Raw genomic sequence first — 24,195 nt, forward strand, 5'->3', positions numbered from 1 at the left:
ATCAGTTTTTTATAAATATTATTATCTATGTATTATTTAATTTATTTCAAAAGTACCATTTTTTCTACAGCTGTAGCACTTCCTTTGCATTTTTCTTGATTTTGACTTTTTGCAAATATCTTAAAAATATACGTACCTTTTGCAACAGTTGCCCCAAAATCATCTCTTCCGTCCCATTCGATTGCCTGACGTGGCGTTCTAAAGCCCTGTAGGAACGGTTCTGCGACTACCGGCTGAGATAATGTTTTTACTAATTTTCCTGTTATCGTATAGATTTGAACATTCACATCTAAAATATCATCACAGTTATGCTCAAACTGTACATACGTTTTATTGGTAAAAGGATTCGGCCAGTTCAGTGGTCTGTTGATGACAAGATGCTGATCAGCTTCATCCTTAACTTCAAAGTTTAACGTAGCACTTGTCGAATTATTGTTTATGTCCCAAACTTTAAATGTTAATTGGTGTTGTCCTATGGCAAGGTTTCGGAATGGGTACGTTACATTTCCTTTCTGGTAGTCGGCAAGGCTTGGGCTCAGACATCCGTTTCCTTCACCGGAAGCAAAGAAGTCATTCAGAACAACGGTATTGATGATCTGCCCATCAAGATAAACTGTAATGTCGTGACCTACACCTGATCCTGTAGAGTTGATCCCGGTATTATCCGTAATACACGCTAATAGCATTGGATTCTGGTTCGTGATACCACCATCCGCAAAGTTGGTGTTGTTCATATACAGTTTTACTTTAGGAGGTTCGTTATCGTTGATTCCGTTCGGATTGATATCTCCTACCTGTACAGCCTGATTATTAAATACGTCTGTTCCTTTATTATCGGCATATCCAAGAATTCTTCCCTGTCCTACAGCGTAATTGATATCCTTAGGAACATAGAATTCCACAGTGAATACTCCGTTGACTGCAGTTCCGGAAGCTTTAACGATAGCACTTCCTTCTTCTGTGTAATCCAGGACAGGAGTTAATACTCCGTCATTATTAAGGGTCTTTTTGTTTAATCTCTTATCAAAAATGTGGATAGAAACTCTTCCGTTGAAAGTCGAATTAAGCGTTCCGTTTGGATTGTTGACGTGTCCTTTTACTTTAATAAAGTCCAATCCTCTGATCAGTCCCGGAACCGGAGATTCAATACCATCGATCACAAGGTTTCTTTGAGGTCTGCTCAGTTTCATCGCCGGATCACCAAGGAAATTTACTTTCAGGTGGTCAATACTAGGGCCTTTTTGTTTTTTAGCAAGTAAATGGGCATATCCTAACGTTTCAAAATCATCGTTGGTCAGTTTGAAAATATTCTTTGTATAGGTATCTGTAAACAGACGTCCGTAATCTACCCCGATGGCACGGCTGGATGTAATCATAGCAGCAGCACCACCCTGTTTTAATTTAATAAACTGTTCTCCTGCAGAAGAAGTACCCGGCTCATCCCATAACGTAAATTCACACGTAATAGTGGATACAAATGGAAATCTGCTGTATACATTGGAGAAGTTGTTGGAGTTCTGGATCTCAGTACTTGTCAATACTCTTTCCTGTGCCCATCCGTTGATACCTCCATGTCCGAAATAGAAAAGATACAGACTGTTTCCTATATCATTGGTGATAGCCTGAGTTACCTGCGGATACCTCTGTCCCGCTGCCGTACTTTGGGCTGGGAACGCATCCAGATATAGTTTTCTTACATTATATTCTTTCAGGTCAAGCTGTCCCGGTTGTTCAAAAACGCTCGCAAGGGTAGCATTCATTACATTGTGGAACGGACTTCCTCCATCCTGATCATCATCCACTACGAAGTCTACCTTCATACGCCATTCTCCGAAAGGAGAGGACTGTCCCGGAAGCGCATTATAATAAGCAAGTGTTTTGTTCATCATATCACCTGCCTCTGTAACATTAGCTGCCGGAATTCTTCCTACAGGAACATCCGGAAGGTTATTTTCAATGAAAGCCGTCGTCTGCGGTTGTGTCATTACAATATAGTCATCCGTCACGTAGGATCCTACAAAATCTGCAGACTGCTCACTTTGGTAGCTGGTCACAATATTGGAATTACCGGAGATTCTGTTTTTATAATCAAATGAACCGTCTCCTAAAATAAATACATATTTAAGTCTTCCGCCGGTATTGAGTTTGGTTACGAAATCTCTGATCGCAGTAAGATCTCTGCTTCCGCTTCCAAATTCATTATAGATTTTAGTAGGGTCTACAATTTCTACTGTATAATTGTTTTTCGTCTGGTGGTAGCTGGCTAGTCTTTGCGCCTGTCCCATCATTTCAGGAACAGTAAGGATCAGATAATCCACATTCTGCAGAGCAGACAGATTCTGATTGGCAATTCTTTCTACAAACTGAGGACTATAAGCCGCATCAGCCCTGAAAGCTACAAACTCATTATTGAAGTTAGGATCAGCAGCGATATATCCGAAATTAAAACTCCCGGCACCTGCTTTATTTATTCTTCTATTGGCATTTGTAATATCGGTAACATCCCATACCTGCTCAAGGTTGGTTGCATTGGAAACCCCAAATCCATAATTGGTATTGGATCCGCTGGCAATAGAGAAATCTCTGAAGCTCATCTGAGAACCATTAAAAGCTAAATTGTCTTTGTACTGCACTTCAGCATAATCAAAGTAAAATGCTCCGTTAGGGTTTGTAGAAATATTGGGTTTGTAGTTAATGGTAATCTGGTTTCCGTTCAGATTAGTTATAGTCCCATCATATTTCAGTTGGTAGAAATCGTATACATAGGTTGAAGTGTTGGTAGGAACAGCCAATGGAGGAGTTGGATTCAGGTTATTGATCTTAAACTCTACAGTGTTCTGCTGTGCTCTGTAACCGATAACCTGAGTTCTGTATCTGATGACATCATTAGCCTGAATAGGAGAGTTGGTCGTGAAAGTAACCGCTTTATCCGTTGTGAACGGTGCATCTTCCACCCAGATTCTTCCTACTTTTAAAAGATTTTTCTGGTCATTGTTGACCACCTGGTAATTATCATACCTCGTGATTAAATTTCCTGCCGGAAGATTGGCATCTACAGGCTGTACTCTTTTGCCGGGACCTTTATCGAAATTGATGAAGTAGTATGAAAAATCTTCATAGATATTTTTGAGATTATTACTCATATCGTTTCTGGTGTCGGTTCTTTTATAACCGCTTCCGTTGGAACGGTCATAAAGATTGTATCCGTTGGGACCCTGAGCATAAAACAGGGCATAGTCACCGTCATTCCACACATTGTCTTCTTCACCCACAACCTGGATTGCATTTTCCTGAAGTGCGCCGTACTTTGTATCCTGATTGTACTCAGGAAGCATCACACCACCATTTCCGTAAATCCTGAAATTTTTCGGATTTACAGAAGCAGGATTGATCCCGTTATCTTTTAAGAATTGCGTTGTAATTTTAAATATACCGGATTTGTCTACTTTTATTTTATAAAAACCACCCGCAGAAAGAGGGTTGTTAGTAGTTCCCACTTTGCTGGCATTTCCTGATCTGAAATTGTTGGGAGCCGAAGTTTCAGAAATGTTAAATGAAGAAAGTCTCAGGACACGTCCTTTTACATTTTTAAATAAAGACACACTGATGCTGGCGTATCTTTCTCCCTCCAACGTATAATACGCAACATCTGCCACTTCAAATTCAGGCAGTCTTCCTTTATCCAGATCATAGAGATCTTTATTCGAAACACTTTCCCAGGCGAGATCAGAAACTTTCAGTTGCTTTTCTCCTATTTTTTGTTTGGTGATGATAAAAACGTTATTTTGGCTGAACGAAAAACCTTCATTTTTGAAATTTGGAAGATTTAATTTTGTGTCACCAAAATCCAGGATTTTAGAGCCTTCCCATTCTATGGCTTTTCTCTGGGCCCAAAGTGTTGATACAAAAGAGAATAGTAATAAAAAGGTGATTTTTTGTTTCATGTTTATTATTGAAATTTCCGAATTACAAATAAAATGAAAATTTTAGAATTAAATTGTGATACAATAAAATTAATTTGTTAACGTTTTTCAAAAAAATCAAATGTTTACTTGATTTATTGAATAATTTATTTTTTCTTTGTACTTTGAAAATATTTATATCGACTATGAAAAAACTAAAGTTGTTTTCATTAATAGCATTAAGTTCTACACTTGCATTAACCAGCTGTGGCGGATCCGGGACCAGCAAAGGAGGCGGTACTAAAAAATTTGTCAGCAAGACGGGTTGGAAACCAAACGAAAAACAAGGTTGGTTTTTTGCAGGAAAGCAACAAAAACAGAAGGGGTGGCCAGGAATGGTATATGTAGAAGGTGGAACTTTTACAATGGGATTAGTGAAAGATGATGTTATGCATGATTGGAATAACACACCGCGCAGAATGCAGGTGAGTTCATTCTTCATCGGAGAAACAGAAATTACTAACTACGAATACCGCGAATACCTTACATGGTTGAAGTACGTATTTCCACCTAGTGATCCTAGCTTCAAGGAGATCTATAACGGCGCTTTGCCAGATACTCTTTTATGGGATAATAAACTCGCTAGAAACGATTATAATGAAACTTATCTGCGTTCGCCAGAATTCGATTACTACCCGGTAGTAGGAGTTTCCTGGACTCAGGCTAACAGATATTGTGAATGGCTTACAGACAGAGCGAATGAAAAAGCTTTGATGCAGGCCGGAGTTATTGCTAAAGATTTGTATATCAACGAATCCAATAACCAGGGAGGAACAGCATTCAACATGGATAAATTCAAAGCGAATGATCCGGAAATGCAGGGATATATCAACGAGAAAAGGATGCAGCAAAAATCTGGGATGAAAACAACCAACCAGAGACTTCTTTCTGCAAACAGAGCTCCAAACTCTTCAATGGTTCAGAAGTTCAGACTTCCTACCGAAGTAGAATGGGAATATGCAGCTCTTGGTATGGCTAAGAACAGAGAATATAACCAATACAAAGGTAAAAAACCTGAAATTGAAAAGTTAAGAGGTACTAAAGGAAGAGATAAAGGAATGTTCCTTGAAAACTTCAAAATGGGTACAGGTGACTATTCAGGTATCGCAGGATGGAAAAATGACGGATCTGCTCAGACTGCAGACGTAAGACAATACCCATCTAACGACCTTGGAATTTACGGTATGTACGGAAACGTTTCTGAATGGACGGCTGACGTTTACAGACCTATCATTGACGAAGATTTCAGTGATTTCAACTACTACAGAGGAAACATGCCTCAGGCTGTTGTAAGAAACGGTGACGGAACTTACAAAATGATCGACGAAGGAACTATCAAGTATGATACGTTAGCCGACGGAAGATTAGTCTACAGAGGACTTCCGGGACAGTTTGAAAGAGAAACTATCGCTGATTACAGAAACTACAGAGATGGAGACAGACAGTCTTCTTTAGAATACTACAGAGCATCAGATTCAGCTGCTTCTTATGATATGTACAACTCTCCTCAAAAGAGATTTGTAGTAGATGCAGGAGGAAGAGTGAAAATGCTGAAAGATACTAAAGACAGAACTTCAGCAATGTCTAACGACGTAAGAGTTGTAAAAGGTGGTTCTTGGCAGGATACGGCTTATTGGCTGGATCCGGGTCAGAGAAGATTCAAAAACCAGGGCAAAGCCTACGGATGGATTGGTTTCCGTGTTGCACAGGATGCTAGAGCTAGCGATAAGAGCAGAACTAGAAGATAATATGATCAAAATAACCTCTCCTGATTACAGGATTGGAAAAAATAAAAAACAGTAAAGGTCAAAAGACCTTTACTGTTTTTTTTATATGGGGATCTATACTCCATAAAAGTGATTCTTTTTTGACGGAACACCATGGGAAAAGTGCAAATTAATTTTTGCCTGTCAGTTGTTTTTCTAATATATTTTTAAACAAAATAACGATGCAAATAAATTATAATTATCTGATTATTTTAATTCCTTATTAATCTACTAAATTAGTAGACTAATTGTTTTTTTCTATATATTTAAGCCACAATAAAATATTAATTATGGCAGATTTAAAAAACAAGCAAACCGCTTTAGGCGATGTAGCAGCAAGACAGCTCGCTATTGCAACCCGTACCGTTCCTCAAATGGTTTCCATCACCCCAAGATGGCTGACTCATTTGCTGAATTGGATTCCCGTAGAATCCGGTGTTTACAGATTAAATAAAGTTAAAGAAGGGAGCTATGCAGAAGTTGACTGTTCAAACAGAGATGAACGTGAACTTCCTCATACTTTTATTGATTATGTTGAGAATCCAAGGGAATACAATTTAAGCGCAGTCAATACTGTTTTAGATGTACACACCAGAGTTTCTGATTTATACAGTAAGCCGTATAACCAGATTTCAGAGCAGTTACGTCTGACCATCGAAAGTATTAAAGAAAGACAGGAGAGTGAACTCATTAATAATGCTGAGTATGGATTGTTAAACAGCATTTCACCCAATCAAAGAATAAAAACCCGGACAGGTGCGCCAACGCCGGATGATTTAGACGAACTGATTACAAAAGTCTGGAAGGAACCGGGTTTTTTCTTACTGCATCCGCTTGCTATTGCTGCATTTGGGCGGGAATGTACACGTCGTGGTGTTCCACCGCCTACGGTATCATTATTTGGATCTCAGTTTCTAACCTGGCGCGGAATTCCATTGATTCCATCAGATAAAGTACCGATCGTTAAGGGAAAATCAAAAATCTTGCTGATCCGTACCGGCGAAAGCAGACAGGGAGTGGTCGGATTATACCAGCCAGGTTTACCGGGTGAGCAGTCCCTGGGTTTGTCTGTGCGTTTTATGGGAATCAATGATAAGGCTATTGCCTCTTACTTAGTCTCACTGTACTGTTCTCTTGCCGTTTTGGTGGAGGATTCGATTGCCGTTCTTGAGGATGTAGAAATAGGAAAGTATCATGAGTATAAATACGCTTAATAATCATAGTCTGCCCAGTGAAAAAACGTTGGAACAGTTGGCAAATCAATTGTTTTCTTCACCTCCCGGCATAGAAAACAGCTTTCCTGATGAAGCTTTGCCTGATCATGATTTTAATAAAGGAACCTCTCAGGCCAATTTTGATTACCACGATCTGACATTAAAAGACCGTACATCTTCTTCCTTTTCAGGATTGGGAGCATCATCTTCTGCTTTGGAACGGATAAACACTCAAAAGCCTGTTGATTCCCAATTCTATTTATCCGATCCGGTAATAACGAATAATAAGGGTATTCAGCCGTCAGTAGCAGGCAGTGGTAAATCACCACTGTATTCCAACCAGAAAAATGAGACTGACTTCAATACCTTTCAAACCACCAGTGTAAACGATTCTCACTTTAAAATAAATGAAGCGGTAAAACACCGTTTTAATGACATCAACCCATTTACAGAGCATCTGGATTTAGATGGCAAACAGTTCGGATTATTTTCACCGATTGAAGATGAGAGCCTGGTTAAAGCATTATCTGATTTTAACAGATTTAATACGGTTCAGCAATTGCCGGTAATTCCCGAAACAGCTCTTGATGCAGGTAAATATTATTTCCTGCCCAACCGGATCTCATCATTTTCAGACCGGGATTTTTCTGAACAAGAGAAGAGGGGATCGAAAGATTTTTTTGCAAACCTCAGGCAGTTTAAACCCTCCCTAAATATTGATTTAATTAAAAAGGATTTTCCGATCTTAAGGGAACGGATCAATGGAAAACCTTTAATCTGGCTGGATAATGCTGCAACTACGCAGAAACCACAGCAGGTGATCGACAGGATCAGTTATTTTTATGAACATGAAAATTCCAATATCCACAGGGCTGCTCATGAGCTTGCCGCCCGTGCTACTGATGCTTATGAAGATGCCCGTGAAAAAGTAAGGGCTTTTCTAAATGCCCGTTCCGCCAGTGAAATTATTTTTGTCAGAGGGACTACCGAAGGAATAAACATGATAGCGAAAAGTTGGGGAGAACAAAATCTTAACGCCGGAGATGAAATTATTATCAGTCATTTAGAGCATCACGCCAATATTGTTCCCTGGCAACAGCTGGCCGCGAAAAAGGGACTGAAATTAAAAGTGATCCCAGTCGATGATCAGGGGCAGGTTCTATTAGATGAATATGCTAAGCTCATAAGTCCGAAAACCAAATTAGTTTCATTTACTCAGGTATCTAACGCCTTAGGCACAGTGACTCCTGCTAAACAAATTATAGATTTAGCCCATGCTGCCGGTGCAAAAGTTTTGGTGGACGGTGCCCAGTCTGTTTCCCATATGCGCACTGATGTTATGACATTGGATTGTGACTGGTTTGTTTTTTCAGGCCATAAGGTATTTGGACCAACAGGAATCGGAGCTGTCTACGGGAAGGAAGATTTACTGAATCAAACGGAACCGTGGCAGGGTGGTGGCAATATGATTAAAGATGTAACTTTTGAGCATACGCAGTATCATGAGACTCCATCAAGGTTTGAAGCAGGCACCGGAAATATAGCTGACGCGGTTGGATTGGGAGCAGCTATAGATTATGTAAATAAAATTGGCATTGATTTAATCCACCAGTATGAACATTATTTATTGGTGTATGCGACTAAGCTTCTCAATGAAATACCCGGATTAACGTTAATTGGTACAGCCAATGAAAAAGCCAGTGTGCTGTCCTTTGTCTTTAAAGGATATACCAATGATGAAGTAGGACAGGCTTTAAACAGGCAGGGAATTGCCGTGAGAACCGGTCATCATTGTGCACAGCCCATTCTGCGGAGATTTAATTTGGAAAGTACCGTGAGACCGTCACTTGCTTTTTATAATACCTGTGAAGATGTAGATGTGCTGGTAGAAAGTTTATACAGACTCAGAAGCGGTTATTAATAGTTGAAAAGTCATTAAAGCTTAAAAATGGCAGTATTAAGCAGGGAAATCCTGGCACAAAATACTTATAAAAAACCTTCCGGATTTTCGGAAGGTTTTTTTATTTTTGAACTATGAATATAGAACAGTTTTATCCTTTATTTTTAAAGTCAGATAAAGTAACGATCGACAGCAGAAAAGTCGGGAAGAATGATATTTTCTTTGCTTTTTCGGGTGATAATTTCAATGCAGCAACCTTAGCAGAAAAAGCCGCTGACGATGGTGCTTTGGCCTCTATCGTGGAGCAGCCGGAATTTGAAAATAAAGACCGAAACATTTTCTATGTTCCGTCTACCCTGGAATTTCTCCAGCAGCTTGCCATTTATCACAGAAATCAGCTGGATATTCCGATTATTGGGCTTACGGGCAGCAATGGGAAGACAACCACTAAAGAAATCATTCATGCCGTGCTTTCAGAGAAATTCAATGTGCAGTATACGTATGGAAATTTAAATAATCATATCGGAGTTCCGCTGACGATTCTTTCCATTAAACCTGAACATGAAATGGCCGTTATCGAAATGGGAGCCAATCATCAGAAAGAAATAGAGCTTCTGTGTACCATTTCCCAACCGGATTTCGGATATATTACTAACTTTGGAAAAGCCCATCTGGAAGGTTTTGGAGGATTTGAAGGCGTGATTAAAGGAAAATCTGAGCTTTATGATTATCTGAAAACGAACGGACGAACTATTGTCGTGAATGAGAATGATCCCATTCAGGCAGAAAAAACTCAAAATTATACCCCAAAAATCACTTTCGGAAAAGAAACTTCGGATTATCAGTTCGGACTGTTTTCAGAAGAACATTTTGTAGGGCTGGAGTTTCAGGGATTAAAAGCGGTGTCCAAACTGACCGGAGAATATAATTTTACCAATCTGTGTGCGGCAGCCAGCCTTGGCCTTCATTTCGGAATCAGCTTTGAAAAAATAAAACATGCCGTTGAAAATTATACGCCAACGAACATGCGTTCGCAGGTAGTGAAAAAAGAGGGAAGAACGCTGGTACTCGATACTTACAATGCCAATCCAAGCTCAATGACAGCTTCTCTGCATAACTTTGTTACATTCGAAGGCAGTAAGACCATCATTATCGGAGATATGCTTGAATTGGGGGCAGAAAGTGAGAAAGAACATCAGAGTATTTTAAAACTTGCTCAGGAATTGGCCTTTGACCAGATTATTACCGTAGGAAAATATTTTAAAACAGTCAATCCTTCAGCATTGTCTTTTGACAATACTGCAGAACTGATAGAATACCTTCAGCAGAATACCATTCAGTCTGAAAATATCCTGTTAAAAGGGTCAAGAGGAATTGCTCTTGAAAAATCGATAGACTTTATTTAAGCTTTAGATTCCAGAAATCTTTTACAATAAGTTTGATATTCTGAAAAGTGCTTGGGAAAACTTCATCCTCTATCTGAGTGGTGTTTTTCCAGGCTACTTCAGTAATGCCTTCTTCGATCTGTGGTTTCGAAGTATCTTCTCCATTGAAGTTCATTTCAAACCAATGCGTGCATTTAAGGATCTTTTCACCGTTTCTTTCGATATAGATGTGATACGTCGTATTGATGAATTGCAAGAGTTCTACGTCTTTAAGGCCGGTTTCCTCTTCAATCTCTCTTACGGCAGATTCCTCGCGGGATTCCCCTTTTTCCATCTTACCCTTCGGAAGATCCCATTTGCCTAAACGTTTGATAAAAAGAAGTTCTCCCTGAGGATTGCTCACCAGACCTCCGGCAGCTTCTATGATTCTGAAAAGCTTTTGAAACTCTTTCCAGATCTCTTCAATATTCTCACCGAAAACATTCAGTTCCTTCACGGAAGTGTTTTCCAAAATATCCAATGCCATCTCTAAAGTTGTGAAACTTTCGTACCTAAGTTCTTTTTCAAGATGCTCGGGATGCTTAGACACCAATAATTTTTTTTCGTTCACAAAAACTTTATACATATATTTGTAAGAATTAAGAATTTAAATACAAAAATAAAAAATGAATTTAGAAGGACGAAAGATTATTGTCAATAAATCATCTAAAGAATTGTCTGAAATATTGAAATCGCCTGAAAACTATAAAGATTTTATGCCGGACGGTCTTCAGAAATTCGAAACAAGAGACAACGGATTCAAATTCGGTCTTCAGGGAATGCCTGAAATTGCTTTGAAAATAGATGAAGTGAACGAGCAGAAAGCTGTTTTGAAGTCAGCAAGCTCAAGTCTGGATTTTACATTAACGGCTGCTTTAAACCCTGTTAATGATACGCAGACTGAAGTTCAGATGCTTTTTGAAGGGAAGTTCAATCCTTTTATCAAAATGATGGTAGAAAAGCCGCTTCAAAACTTTATCAATACACTCACCGATAAGATCGAAGTTTACAAATAAATAGGAGTCCTGATTTTTCAGGACTTTTTTATTGCTGTACGGGTTTTAGAGTTTCGTGATTTAGTTGCTAGTTTATTAGTTGCTAGTTCGTCGTAATTAAGTTAATGAGTTATGGTCTGATGTCTGGTATCTGAAATCTGATGTCTAAAATCTTGACTCTTGGTTCTCAAAAACTCACCATTGACATTGTCTCCCGAAATCAACAAATTAAGCCCGAACTATGATCTGCTGTACTTCCGGTAGCAGAAGCCAGTACATTGATTTCATTATTAAATCTTAGAACACCCATAAAAGCAAAAATCAGAGCTTCTTTAAAATCAATGATCTCTTTTTCCGGAATGATGATCGCAGACTCAGTTTTTTCTTTGATTTTTTCAATCAGGAAAGTATTGTAAGTGCCTCCGCCGGTGAAGAGAATATTTTGTAAATTCTTTTGATTAATAATCTCTGAAATCTGCTGAGCGGCATGTTCAGTAAAAGTAGCCATAGCATCTGCGGTATCCATGTTTTCCAATAAAGGAAAAATATGTTCACAGCACCATTCGATGCCTAATGATTTGGGATGTGGCTGGCTGTAGAACTCAAGAGAATTAAGCTTTGTTAAAAGATCTTCATCAATCACACCTTTTCTCGCCAGATCACCATTTTCGTCAAAATTTTTATTGAATTTTTGTGCGAGTCTGTTCAATACAATATTAACCGGGGCAATATCGAAAGCTATTCTTTTACCATCCTGTTGTAAGGAAATATTGGAAAATCCGCCTAAGTTGAGGCAGGCATCATATTCTGAAAAAAGCAACTCATCTCCGATAGGGACTAAAGGGGCTCCGTTTCCTCCCATCAGAACATCCTGACTTCTGAAATCGTAAATGACAGGAAGGGCAGTTTCTATTTTGATGGCTCTTCCGTCTCCGATCTGTAATGTAAACTTTTTCTGAGGCTGATGAAAAACCGTATGGCCGTGAGACGCGATCAGATCGATGTGTTCAAGGTGGTTATTGTCAATGAATTCTTTGACTTTTTGACCCAGATAAAAACCATATTCCGAATGAAGTTCCAATAGTTCTTCTGGTGATAAATGGATGGCGTTTCTGAGCTTTTCTTCCCAGTTTTCGGGATAGGGAAGGGTTTCTGCCTTAAGGATCTGAAAATTCCAGCCGTTTTGTTTTTCAAAAGCGGCAAAACATATATCCAGACCGTCCAGACTGGTGCCGGACATGAGTCCAATAGCCTGAAATCTCATGTTATTGTGGTGTTTTCTTTTCTTCGAGTCTTTTTGTACTGAAATCTCCGGAATTATTGAAGAACTTGTATTCCGAGAAATCATCTTTAGCCGTCATCCCATTCGCGCCTACAAGAGTAGAGCCATCTTCCATGGTTACGTAAACCGTGTCTTTGGTGTAGATTCTGTTTTTTCTCTGGTCCCAGTAAATACTCTGCATTGCAAAACGCTGTCCTTCATTGGTCGTAATTCTTACATCACCTTTTGCTTCGTAGAATTTTTTATATTCAAAAATACGGGCATATTTGGCGGTGATTTTTCCGGGTACTTTAGGTTTCTTTTTATCGAAAAACTCGATGTTGATTCCTTTTCTTGCCACTACGTAAGGACTGTCGATCAGTTCATATTTTTCAATGATCGGAGCTTTGGCTTTTAATGAGATAAACCCTGAATCCCTTTGGATAATATTGGCATTATTGATGATCTGTGAAGGGAAGTTTTTGCTTTTGCTTCCATTGGCCTTGGTAAGATCCTCTTCGCAGGATGTCAGTATAAAAAATATAGCACAACTAAAAAGGCATGCTATATTTTTATATGATATTTTTTTTGAAAAATTCATTTTAGTTGTAAAGAGTCTTTCTGAACCATCTGTCAGCAAAGTTGAAACCAACTCTCAGGTTGATGTAGTTCTGGTTGATCAGGTTATTGTTAAGAGTTCCTCTCTTTCCTAATTCTACACCCAGTTCAAGACCGCTCATTCTGGTAATGCTGCTTGTTTTGAACGGAAGTAACACCCCTGCAGAGATTCCAAACTTATTGATGCTGTTCCCGTCTAACTTAAGGTTTCCTCTTTCATAGAAGGCTCCATATCTGTAGATCACTCTTGAGAAATAATTTCTGAAGTTGTTGTAATTAGGTAAGTACCATCCTCCGGCAGAGATTCTGTAGGTATCCTGGAAGTCAAAAGACTTTCCGAAATAAGAAATATCTTCTCCTTTTTTATAGTCAAGCTGTCCTGATACAAACCAGTGGTTTTCACTTCCGTAACCTACCCCTAAAGAGGCCTGCAATGGAAGAAGGTTTTTAGAACTTGTACTTTTCTGCTCTATAATAGTTTCCAAAGACTTTACACTTTCTGCAACATCACTATATCTGTACGTACTGTTGGTATAGTCAGTAGTCATATTACTGGTGTTTCCAAATGTAGCCGTAGCACCGATGGTAAGCTTTTTGTCTGTACGTGTGTTCAGAGCCTGATAGCTACCTCCCAACGTAAAGTTGAAGTTTTTGATACTGTTTTTAGTCTCGTATCCGTTGATGTATTCAGTATTTTGAATCCTAAGCTCGTTTAGGTCATACAGGTTTCCAAAATAAAGATTGGCTCTCAAACCCACTGCAAAATTCTGATCAATTTTATAAGAAACAGCAGCTTGCGCAGTATTCAGAGTTCCACTTCCTTTAAAACGGTTAGCATACATTACCCCGTCTGCTCCGGTGGTTGTATTTACAATATCATAGCTCTTAGAGCTGTATGGCTGATAGGAAATTCCCATTTTTACCTTTGGAGACAAAGGGAAAGCTAGGGCAATATTAGAAAGATACGTAGAATGTTTGGTAGACTTTGTATCGTTGTAATTTGTTTTGAAGTAATTGTTTTCGTTGGTAGCTTCCAGTCTGATACTTGTAAGCTCGAAATTAGAGTTATTCGCAGGGTTTGCGAAATTGAAGCTGCTCGTGAAATCACTGATATAAGCAGTAGAAATACCACCCATAGAGGCAGTTTCAATAGTATTATCATATTTTACATCTCCAATTCCATAAGTTGCATACGGAGAGTTACTTAGACTCTGTGCATTTAGGAAGTATCCAACTGATATGAATGATACCGCAAAGATTTTTTTCATTCTTTATTTTTAAAACAATGCGCAAATATCTTAAATATTAATGAATTGTAAAAATTATATGTGGTTAAAGTTTGTTAAGGGCCTGTCTTTAAAAGAAAAATGCAATTTTTTACAAATAAAAATAGCAATTCTATTATGTAGAAAAGACCATTCATATGCGGTGAATGGTCTTTTTTAGTCTTAAATCAGTAAATTATTTTACCTGAAGTACAGACCTGCTGTGGCTGAAATTTTCAAAACTAAACTTTCCGTGGTATTTTCCCATTCCGGAAGTTCCCACCCCTCCAAACGGTAAATAGTGAGATCCTACATGAATAATCGTACTGTTGATTTCAGCATCACCACTTGTAGTACGGTTCAGAACATCATCTGCAAATTCCTGATTTTCTGAGAAAACATATAAAGCTAATGGCTTAGGTCTGCTGTTTATTTCTTCCAGAGCCTCATCAATATCATTATAGGTCAGTATCGGTAGGATAGGACCAAAAATTTCCTGTTGCATCACCTGATCATTCCAGGTCACCTGATCCATAAGAGTGGCTTCAAAATGACGGGTTTCAAGATCATACTTTCCACCGTATATTACTTTCTCGGGAGCAGCTTCTAAATAACCTGCAAGATGCTTGATCTGATTCTGGTTCACAATTTTTCCTATTTTCCCCAATGATCCATCGCTGTAAGTAGCATGTAAATAGGCTTTAAATTTTTCAACAAAAAGATCCTTCACAGATTCATGAATGTAGATATAATCCGGAGCAACACAGGTTTGCCCGCAATTGATCCATTTTCCATAAGAAATTCTCGCCACAGCCTTATCCAGATCTGCATCATGATGAACAATCGTTGGTGATTTTCCTCCAAGTTCCAGCGTTAAAGGAATAAGCTGTTCAGCCGCTGCTTTCATGACAATTTTTCCAACGTTTGGACTTCCTGTAAAGAAAATATAATCGAAAGGAAGGCTCAGCAATAATGTGTTTTCTTCAATAGCTCCCTGAACTACCGCAACATAAGATTCTTCAAAAGATGCCTTAACAATATCTTCCAGAACTTTGGCCACGTGAGGCGTGTTTTCTGAAGGCTTAATGATCGCCGTATTCCCTGCAATCAAAGCACCGATAAGCGGGCTGAAGGTTAGCTGAACCGGGTAATTGAAAGGGCCTATGATGTAGTTCACTCCGTAAGGCTCATATATTATTTTGCTCACAACTTCCGCTCCGGACGGATGCGGTTTGGATTCTACCAGAGTGGGTTTTGCCCATTCGTCTATATGGTCAAGCAGATAATCGAGTTCGCTCATGACAATTTGAATTTCCACATATTCCGCTTCTTTTCTGCTTTTTCCTAAATCAATATCCAAAGCCTCACAAAGAGCATTGGTATGACTGGAAAACACGTCACGGAATTTTCGCAGCTGTGCTTTTCTGAATTCAATATCTTTAGTCTGATTGGTTTTAAAAAAAGCCTTCTGTTGCTGGAATACTTCTCTTATTTTTTGTTCCGATTCTTGAGTCATTCTTTTATTATTTAATGATTAAAATGGGTGTTGAAATGGTATCAATAAGTTAATTAAAATTGATACAACAAATGTATTGCCAAAAATTATATTGTGTACGATTTAAAATCTGATTTAGTCTAATTGGATGATTGATGTTTCCTATTGGGGAATTTTAGAATCAGGAATCGAGAGCCAAGATTTTTAGACGTCAGATTTCAGATACCAGACTTCAGACGATAATTCGTTAGCTTAATAACTATTAACCATTAACTAGCAACTCACCAACCAGCAGCCAAAATACACCTGCCTCCCAAAACTCTCCAACCCAAAAACTCTCCAACTCTCAAACCTGTAACTCTTCTGTTATATTAAATAGACTTAATTTTCCCAGTTGACATAAGATTTTTTATCTTTGGAACATGAATTGGGAGAACATCGCCGGACAGGAAAATCTGAAAAAACTTCTTCAGGAAAGCATCACCGAGAACAGAGTAAGCCATGCACAGCTTTTTTTAGGAAAAGAAGGCTATGGAACTTTTCCCATGGTTTTAGCTTATGCTAAGGAAGTCTTTAGACAGGAAAATGAGCATGCAGCCTCGAAAGTGGAGCATCTGAACCATCTGGATCTGCACTTCAGTTTCCCCGTTTTTACCGATAACAAAAATTCGTTAAGCAAAAATAAATTCGAAGACTTCAGGGAAATGATCATGGCTTCTCCCTATGCGAGCTACGACGACTGGACCGCTTTTCTGGAATCTGAAAATAAACAGCTTTTTATTTCCGCGGATGAAATAGATGACCAGAACCAGAAGTTTGCCCTGAAAAGTTTTGAAGGCGGAACCAAAATTCTCATCGTTTGGAGAGCTGATAAAATGAACGTTGCGGCAGCCAATAAATTTCTGAAGTTTTTAGAAGAACCGCCTGCAAAGACCCTTATTCTTCTGACCGCTGAAACGGCCAACGATATTCTTCCGACTATTCTTTCCAGAACACAGATCGTGGAAGTTCCAAGGCTCAATGATGAGGATCTGGAAAACTATCTTAAAAAGAATGCTTCAGTTTCTGCTGAAAAGATAAGGGAGATTGTTCACGAAGCGCAGGGCGATCTAAATGATGCGCTAAAAATTTTAAATTCAGGACATAAAAGTGACGAATTTGAAAAGCTTTTCATCCAATGGGTGCGTGATGCATTTATGGTAAAAAAGAAACCTCAGTTCCTAAAAAGTATCATCTTCTGGGCCAGAGAAATTGCAGGATGGAACAGGGAAAAACAGAAAAATTTCCTGAACTACTGCTCAGAAATCTTCAGACTTGCCCTTCTTCAGAACTATCAGTCTGAAAATCTGGTCTATAAAAAGATCGATGCAGACGGCTTCAACTGGGCCGGATTCTCGAAATTTATAAGCGGAGCCAATATTGAAAGTATCTTAGAGGAAATCAATACCGCGGATCTTCATCTGACAAGAAACGGAAATCCTAAAATTGTCTGGACAGATCTGGGGATAAAATTATCGCGCTACATTCACAAAAATTCATAGAAAATTTCCTGCTTCACCTGAATTGGGTGACGGTTGCTGTTTTGTTTGTTGCTAGTTGCTTGTTTATGTGTTGCTAGTAATTAAGCCAACGAATTATCGTCTGATGTCTGATGTCTGGTATCTGAAATCTGAAATCTTGACTCTAAAAAAATCACTATTGACAATACCTTATCAAAATTACACTTGCTCCCAAAATAGAGGCACTTACTAAGAAAGCACCCACACTTATTTATTCATAGTAAAGGGATATATTTTGTTTTAATAGCTTCATGGAACTATTAAAGAACTAAAACCACTAAAACAAAATATATTATGAAAAGAACAAGACTCCTTTTAGGTCTGTTATTGTCAATAGCAGCGCTCTCAGTTTCTGCCCAGAATGTATGGACAGGAACTTCAACACCTACCACAACTACCGGAAATGTCGGAATTGGAAATGCATCACCCCTTGCCAGATTGGATATAAACAGTGGTTCGGCAATCTCAGCCTTGAAAATAAATCATGTATATAAAATGTTTGGGACTAACACCCCCAATATTGTAGAAATATACAATCAGGTTGGAAATATACTTCCGCCTGTAGATCCGGTGATGATCAACTGGCTGAGCTATGGCGGTGTTTTCGGACTTCGGTCTTTGTCCAATACAGCTAATGAAAGCAGGATGATGTACAATGACAATCTGGGTAACCTGAAATCTTCAAATCTTACCATGTATTCAAGTCCTACATTTGGAAATGGGACCAGTATTAATTCTATACGAGGCGTAGCCTATTTAAGCTTTCTGAATGGTGGTAACGGCAGTGCCTCCGGGTTTGGTACAGTTTCAGGCGGTGCCAATGGAATTTATATGGCCAGATTGGGTGTGGGGGTTGATGCATCATCTACTTATGACGTGGATGTTTTTTATGGGTCAGTCAGAGCGCAGGCATTTGTTTTAAGTTCAGATAAAAAATTAAAGGATAATATTATGCCTTTAAAAGATCTTTCTTCCAAGTTGCTTAATATCAAGCCATACTCTTATACTTTTAAGTCCAAGGAAGGAAATACAGACAAAAGAGCAGATAATGATAAACTGCACTTCGGTTTCATAGCCCAGGAAGTGGAAAAAGAATTCCCGAATCTGGTTACTATAGATGAGAAAGGAAATTATGCCCTCAATTATATTGAATTTATTCCGCTGCTGCTGAACGAACTTAAAGAGCAGAAAAGCGAAATCAAAGACCTTAAAGAAAGAATGGCCGTACTAGAAGCGAAGATCAACGGAGTTTCTGAAACAAAGAAAACGGTATCCGATAAACCAAGCTCTTCTTCATTTTCCCTAGAGCAGAACGTTCCGAATCCTTTTAACCAGGAAACGGTTATCCGGTTTAATGCTGCCGGAGAAAATGTATCCATCCTGGTGTATGATATGGGTGGGAGACAGCTCCAATCTATTCCTGTAAAAAGAGGTGAAAAGCAGATCAGTATCTCAGCCCGCACACTCACGCCCGGAACGTATCTTTACGGTCTTCAGGCTGACGGAAAATTAATTGATTCCAAAAAAATGATTGTTACCCAATAAAGATCCTGTTTTCAAAACAGAAGATCCGGCCTTTCAGCCGGATTTTTTTATGGAGTCAACTGAATAATCTATGTTCTAAGCCTGTTTTCGGGTAAATTAAGTTATCAGAATAGACTCATTTTGAAAGGAATATAACTAATTTTCACAGAGTATCCAAATTAGTTAGGCTCTAACTATATTAATTTTCAGCGATTTATATTAGCTAATATTAAAAGAACATTAAAAAATCAATCAATCGTTTGATTTTGTGAAAATCTTGTGTACATTTGCACCCTGAAAAATAGAATGACTATGGTTTCAAAAGAAGAAAATATACTATTTGCCGCTGAGAAGCTTTTCGCTGAAAAAGGCTTTGAAGGAACTTCCACCAGGGAAATCTCAAAGGCAGCGAATGTAAATATCTCTATGATTTCCTACTATTTCGGATCCAAGGAAAAACTGTACGAGAAATTGGTTGAGTACAGAATGAATGAAGGACAGTTCTTCGCCAAAGATATTCTGGAAAGAACGGATATCAACGATTGGCAGAAGATAGAGAAAGTCGTAGACCAGTTTTCCGGAAGAGTAAGACATCACAAATGTTTTTACAGAATTATGCAGCGGGAGCAGCTTTATACACAAAATCCGCAGATCGTGGAATTTCTTAAGCAGACCAAGATGGGCTTTATCTCCATGTATTCTCAGGTTTTGGAAAGCGGGCTTAAAAAGGGAATTTTCACCAAAAATCCTCCCATTTATTTACTTCATGCTACGGTAAGCGGAACTTTATTTTACGCATCCAATGCCAAGGAGATGTACAAAGAATTCCTGAACGATCCTGACGACGATGAAGTATTTGATGAAAAATATTACACAGAACTTAATAAACATATAAAATATTTACTAAAAGACCTTTTAGGTTATGAAGAGAATAAATAACTCGGTGTTCGCATTATCCCTGTTTATGGGAATTGCAGCCATTAATGCTCAGGAGAAAAAACAGCTCACTCTCGACGAAGCCGTGCAGCTGGGAATCCAGAACAGTAAAAACCTTAAGATCGATGCCGCCAAGATTGAAGAGGCTACAGCAGATCTTTTGGAAGCCAAAAACAGACAGCTTCCGGAACTGAAAGTGTCGGGAAGTTATATGTACCTTCCTATCAAGCCTACTATTGATCTAAAGATTGGCGGTGGTTCAGGAGCAGCAGGAGCAAGTCCGGATGTACATCAGGTGGCTTACGGAACGGTTAATTTAAGTGTTCCGATCTACAGCGGCGGAAGAATTAGGTACGGGATCCAGTCTGCAAAATACCTGGTGGAAGCTTCAAAACTGAGCACTGAGAATGATAAAATAGCGATTGCTTACAACGTAGCTCAGGCTTACAATAATTTATTTAAAGCCAATCAGTCCATCAAAGTTTTAGAAGAAAACCTTACCGCTTCTCAAAAAAGAGATGAGACTTTTCTTAAACTGGAAAACAATGGAGTCATCGCAAGAAATGACCGTTTAAAAGCCAATCTTCAGACTTCAAATATCGAGCTGCAATTGCTGGAAGCCAAAAACAACTACAATATTGCCAACATCAATATGGATCTGTTGCTAGGGATTCCGGAAACTACAGAAATTGAAGTGGACCAGAATTATATCGATGAAGGTTCCGAAGTAAAAGCCGTTGATTATTACGTCAATGAAGCCAGAGAAAACCGTAAAGACTTACAGGCTTTGGCTCAGCAGAGAAAAGCGGCCGAGCTTGGTTCAAAATCAGCAAAAGCTGAAAACCTTCCTTCAATAGCATTTACCGGAGGATATGTAGCGGCAGATGTTCCAAAAGTTCTTACCGTATACAATGCCGTGAATGTGGGAATCGGAATTTCTTACAATTTATCTAATATCTGGAAAGAAAATTCTTCATTGAGACAGTCTCAGGCAAGAGAAAAGCAGTTAGCGGCAACGGATGAGTTATTGAATGACAATATTAAGCTTGACGTGAACAGAGAATATCAGAATACAGATTACTCCAAAAAGAGAATATCTGTGTATGAGAAAGCTGCTGAACAGGCTAATGAAAATTACAGAATTACAAAAAATAAATATGATAACGGTTTGGCAACCATGACCGAACTTTTGGACGCGGATGCCGCTCAGATAGCATCAAATGTAGGGGTTATCAATGCAAAAGCAGATGCAGCACTGGCTTACAGAAAACTATTACAAACTACAGGAACTTTAACATTTAAATAAAGATTAAGACCAAAAATGGAAAATAATAATACACCAGCAATTGAACCTAAAAAGAAAAAAAGTTTAGTTTTCCCGATCATTTTAGCGGTTGTCGTTGTGGTAGGAGGGATTTACGGATACAGAACTTATTCTTACGGACAGATTCACGAAGAAACGGATGATGCTCAGATTGCTTCCAACATGAGCCCTGTTATTTCTAAAGTTTCAGGATATGTAACGCAGGTAAAAGTAAAAGATAATCAGTTTGTAAAGAAAGGAGATACTTTGGTGATCCTGGACAACAGAGACCAGAAAATGGCTTTGGTACAGGCTGAAGCAGCATTAACGACTGCAAAAAGCAATATTTCAAACGCACAGGCTACTACTACAGCAACGTCTAAAAGCATCAATACTTCAGAGGCAGCTGTAACAACGGCCAATGCACAGATAGAAGCAGCAAAAGTAAACGTTTGGAAAACCAATCAGGATCTGAAAAGATATTCGGTTCTGGTAAAAGATCACTCGATTACAGAACAGCAATATGAGCAGGCTTTGGCCGCAAAACAGTCTGCAGACAGACAATTGCAGGTTTTGGTTGATCAGAGAAACCAGATCGCTCAGCAAACGAATGTAGCATCTTCTCAGACCGCTGCAAGTTCTCAGCAGATCAGCGTGGCAGGTTCAGTGGCTAAGCAGAGAGAAGTAGACGTAGAAAATGCAAGACTGAATCTTTCTTACACCATTATCCTGGCTCCGGAAGACGGATTTGTAGGAAAAGTTCCAATCCAGGCAGGACAGTATTTACAGGCGGGATCTCAGTTATTCAGCTTAGTGAAGAATGACCAGAAATGGGTAGTAGCCAACTTTAAAGAAACTCAGGTTGATAAAATGGTAGAAGGTCAGAAAGTGAAAATCGAGATTGATGCTTTCCCGGATACAGAATTTGACGGAGTGGTAAGTTCATTCTCTCCGGCTACAGGTTCTACGTTCTCTATTCTTCCTCCGGATAACGCGAGTGGTAACTTCGTGAAAGTAGTACAAAGACTTCCTGTAAAAATTGACTTTGTAAAACTGGACCCGAATATTGCTAAGAAGCTTAGAACGGGAATGAACGTGAAAGCAGAGGTTTCGCTTAAATAATATTAAAACTGTGAAATAAGTGAATTGTCAATTTTGCTGAAGCAAGTCAGTTGCTGAGGATAACATGAAATTGAAAATTGACAAACGAAGTTGATTAACCATTGACAATTCACCTTTTTACATCGTAAAAAACTATGCAAGATTCATTAGTAGAATACGGAGCCCGAAGAGTGATCATTACGATCACAGCTATTCTTTGTGCTTTGCTGGAAATTGTGGATTCCACGATTGTGAACGTTGCCCTGAACGAGATGAAAGGTAACCTGGGATCTACCCTTTCCGAAGTAGGTTGGGTCATTACAGCTTATGCCATTGGTAACGTGATTATCGTACCCATGACAAGCTGGCTTTCCCAACAGTTCGGACGACGAAATTACTTTGCAGCCTCTATTATTATTTTTACCGTATTCTCTTTTTTATGCGGTAATGCAGATAATATCTGGGAACTGGTATTTTTCAGACTCTGTCAGGGGATTGGAGGTGGAGCCTTACTGGTAACCTCACAGACCATCATTACGGAATCGTATCCCGTTGAAAAAAGAAGTATGGCTCAGGCTATTTATGGTTTGGGAGTAATTATCGGCCCTACATTGGGGCCACCATTAGGAGGATATATCGTAGATAATTTTAGCTGGCCTTATATTTTCTATATCAACATTCCTATCGGGATTGCGGCCACTTTAATGACCTTACAGTTTATAAAAAGCCCGAAATACGCTGAAAAACGTAAAGCTTCAGATGTAGATTGGTTAGGAATCGCTTTATTGGCAGTTACAGTAGGTTCATTGCAGTATATCTTAGAAAGAGGACATGAGGAAGACTGGTTTGCGAGTGGATGGATCGTTCTGTTTACCGTATCAGCGGTTTTAGGATTTATATTATTCCTCTGGAGAGAACTTACTTTCAAGTACCCCATTGTAGAGCTAAGAGTTTTAAAAAACAGTAATTTAAGGATTGGAACCGCCATGTCATTTGTATTGGGATTTGGTTTATATGGTTCTACGTTCATCGTTCCGCTCTATACCCAGAGTATTTTAGGATGGACGGCCTTAGAATCCGGAGCATTAATGATTCCCGCGGCATTAACAACCGCTTTCATGATGCCTATTATTGGAAAGTTACTTTCAAAAGGGGTAAAACAGCAGATCTTGGTATCTTTAGGATTATTTACCTTCTTCGTTTACAGTTTCTGGGGGTATAAAATTCTAACGCCGGACACCGGTAAAGAAGCTTTCTTCTGGATGTTGATGGTAAGAGGAGCTGGATTAGGATTATTGTTTATTCCGATCACTTCATTATCATTAAGTACATTGAAAGGTCAGGAAATTGGTCAGGGAGCAGCATTTACAGGGATGATGAGACAGTTGGGAGGATCTTTCGGGATCGCAGCGATCACAACATTTATCGCCAATGCAAGTCAGAAGTACAGGGTGAATCTGATTTCTCATTTAGACTCCAATGATTTTGATGTCCAGCAGAGATTGAATGGATTAAAAGCAAGCTTTATGGCAAAAGGAATGACTCCTGATGGTGCCATGAACGCCGCTTATAAAATGATGGATATGACGGTCACCAAACAGGCAACAGTGCTGTCATACATGGATGTTTTCCTTTATTTAGGAATTGCCTTCCTGATTTGTATTCCGTTCATCTTATTGGTAAAAGAACGAAAGAGCAAAGAAAAAATAGATTTAAGTGAAGCCATGCACTAAATCAGTTGAAATACAAAACCTCCGGAATTTCCGGAGGTTTTTTTATGGAATGTTGTATTGAAATTTCGTTCGTAAACATTCTATCTATACTTAGCATCAACGTTAAAAATTCACGGTTAAAGTCAGTAGTATTAGAGAT

Annotated in this window: 17 protein-coding genes; 11 read left to right on the forward strand and 6 right to left on the reverse strand. The window is 38.9% G+C overall.

What is annotated here, in order from left to right; all coding sequences use genetic code 11:
• Nucleotides 1-41 precede the first annotated feature (41 nt).
• Nucleotides 42-3,944, reverse strand: coding sequence for a type IX secretion system sortase PorU (gene porU, locus BUA72_RS05300; RefSeq protein WP_072922055.1), 3,903 nt, complete (start codon nucleotides 3,942-3,944; stop codon nucleotides 42-44).
• Nucleotides 3,945-4,108: 164 nt separating this feature from the next.
• Between porU and gldJ the strand changes: the two genes are divergently transcribed.
• The 4 genes from gldJ (at nucleotide 4,109) to BUA72_RS05320 (ending at nucleotide 10,248) form a co-directional block, all read left to right on the forward strand.
• Nucleotides 4,109-5,710 carry a gliding motility lipoprotein GldJ gene (gene gldJ / locus BUA72_RS05305; RefSeq protein WP_047453710.1) on the forward strand — a complete coding sequence of 534 codons (1,602 nt, stop codon included), beginning with the start codon at nucleotides 4,109-4,111 and terminating at the stop codon, nucleotides 5,708-5,710.
• Between the two features lie 308 nt (nucleotides 5,711-6,018).
• Nucleotides 6,019-6,942, forward strand: coding sequence for a family 2A encapsulin nanocompartment shell protein (locus BUA72_RS05310; protein WP_047453712.1), 924 nt, complete (start codon nucleotides 6,019-6,021; stop codon nucleotides 6,940-6,942).
• Nucleotides 6,923-8,863, forward strand: a complete 1,941-nt coding sequence (locus BUA72_RS05315) for a family 2A encapsulin nanocompartment cargo protein cysteine desulfurase (RefSeq protein WP_072922056.1) — start codon at nucleotides 6,923-6,925, stop codon at nucleotides 8,861-8,863. Before BUA72_RS05310 ends, BUA72_RS05315 begins: the two co-directional genes overlap by 20 nt.
• A 113-nt stretch (nucleotides 8,864-8,976) precedes the next feature.
• Nucleotides 8,977-10,248 carry a UDP-N-acetylmuramoyl-tripeptide--D-alanyl-D-alanine ligase gene (locus tag BUA72_RS05320; protein ID WP_072922057.1) on the forward strand — a complete coding sequence of 424 codons (1,272 nt, stop codon included), beginning with the start codon at nucleotides 8,977-8,979 and terminating at the stop codon, nucleotides 10,246-10,248.
• On the opposite strand, the gene BUA72_RS05325 is transcribed toward BUA72_RS05320, so the two are convergent.
• Nucleotides 10,241-10,852, reverse strand: coding sequence for an NUDIX hydrolase (locus BUA72_RS05325; RefSeq protein WP_034729000.1), 612 nt, complete (start codon nucleotides 10,850-10,852; stop codon nucleotides 10,241-10,243). The two genes, BUA72_RS05320 and BUA72_RS05325, sit on opposite strands and share 8 nt — an antisense overlap.
• A 40-nt stretch (nucleotides 10,853-10,892) precedes the next feature.
• Here BUA72_RS05325 and BUA72_RS05330 point away from each other — a divergent pair, with 40 nt between their 5' ends.
• Entirely contained in the window at nucleotides 10,893-11,282 is a 390-nt protein-coding gene (locus BUA72_RS05330; protein ID WP_047453718.1) for a hypothetical protein, read from the forward strand.
• A gap of 199 nt (nucleotides 11,283-11,481) precedes the next feature.
• On the opposite strand, the gene BUA72_RS05335 is transcribed toward BUA72_RS05330, so the two are convergent.
• From BUA72_RS05335 to mdlD, 4 genes are all read right to left on the reverse strand, one after another.
• Entirely contained in the window at nucleotides 11,482-12,525 is a 1,044-nt protein-coding gene (locus BUA72_RS05335; RefSeq protein ID WP_072922058.1) for an anhydro-N-acetylmuramic acid kinase, read from the reverse strand.
• 1 nt (nucleotide 12,526) lies between these two features.
• Nucleotides 12,527-13,123, reverse strand: coding sequence for an LPS export ABC transporter periplasmic protein LptC (gene lptC, locus BUA72_RS05340; protein WP_047453723.1), 597 nt, complete (start codon nucleotides 13,121-13,123; stop codon nucleotides 12,527-12,529).
• Between the two features lies 1 nt (nucleotide 13,124).
• On the reverse strand, nucleotides 13,125-14,408 hold the full coding sequence (locus BUA72_RS05345) for a membrane protein (RefSeq protein WP_047453724.1): 1,284 nt from the start codon (nucleotides 14,406-14,408) through the stop codon (nucleotides 13,125-13,127).
• 193 nt (nucleotides 14,409-14,601) lie between these two features.
• Nucleotides 14,602-15,921, reverse strand: a complete 1,320-nt coding sequence (mdlD, locus tag BUA72_RS05350; protein ID WP_072922059.1) for an NAD(P)-dependent benzaldehyde dehydrogenase MdlD — start codon at nucleotides 15,919-15,921, stop codon at nucleotides 14,602-14,604.
• Between the two features lie 401 nt (nucleotides 15,922-16,322).
• Between mdlD and BUA72_RS05355 the strand changes: the two genes are divergently transcribed.
• The 6 genes from BUA72_RS05355 to BUA72_RS05380 all read left to right on the forward strand — a co-directional run bounded on the left by BUA72_RS05355 (nucleotide 16,323) and on the right by BUA72_RS05380 (nucleotide 24,056).
• The gene (locus BUA72_RS05355) at nucleotides 16,323-17,441 is read left to right on the forward strand and encodes a DNA polymerase III subunit (protein WP_047453728.1); all 1,119 of its coding nucleotides are present in this window, start codon (nucleotides 16,323-16,325) and stop codon (nucleotides 17,439-17,441) included.
• Nucleotides 17,442-17,753: 312 nt separating this feature from the next.
• A complete protein-coding gene (locus BUA72_RS05360) occupies nucleotides 17,754-19,004 on the forward strand; it encodes a tail fiber domain-containing protein (RefSeq protein ID WP_072922060.1) in 1,251 nt (416 codons plus the stop codon).
• Between the two features lie 291 nt (nucleotides 19,005-19,295).
• A complete protein-coding gene (locus BUA72_RS05365) occupies nucleotides 19,296-19,922 on the forward strand; it encodes a TetR/AcrR family transcriptional regulator (protein ID WP_034729018.1) in 627 nt (208 codons plus the stop codon).
• A complete protein-coding gene (locus BUA72_RS05370) occupies nucleotides 19,906-21,225 on the forward strand; it encodes a TolC family protein (RefSeq protein ID WP_072922061.1) in 1,320 nt (439 codons plus the stop codon). The genes BUA72_RS05365 and BUA72_RS05370 overlap by 17 nt, the downstream gene beginning before the upstream one ends.
• Before the next feature lie 15 nt (nucleotides 21,226-21,240).
• A complete protein-coding gene (locus tag BUA72_RS05375; protein ID WP_034729023.1) occupies nucleotides 21,241-22,344 on the forward strand; it encodes an HlyD family secretion protein in 1,104 nt (367 codons plus the stop codon).
• Nucleotides 22,345-22,478: 134 nt separating this feature from the next.
• A complete protein-coding gene (locus BUA72_RS05380; protein ID WP_072922062.1) occupies nucleotides 22,479-24,056 on the forward strand; it encodes a DHA2 family efflux MFS transporter permease subunit in 1,578 nt (525 codons plus the stop codon).
• The last annotated feature ends 139 nt before the right edge of the window (nucleotides 24,057-24,195 follow it).

Source organism: Chryseobacterium sp. OV279 (assembly GCF_900128945.1).
Classification (GTDB): domain Bacteria; phylum Bacteroidota; class Bacteroidia; order Flavobacteriales; family Weeksellaceae; genus Chryseobacterium.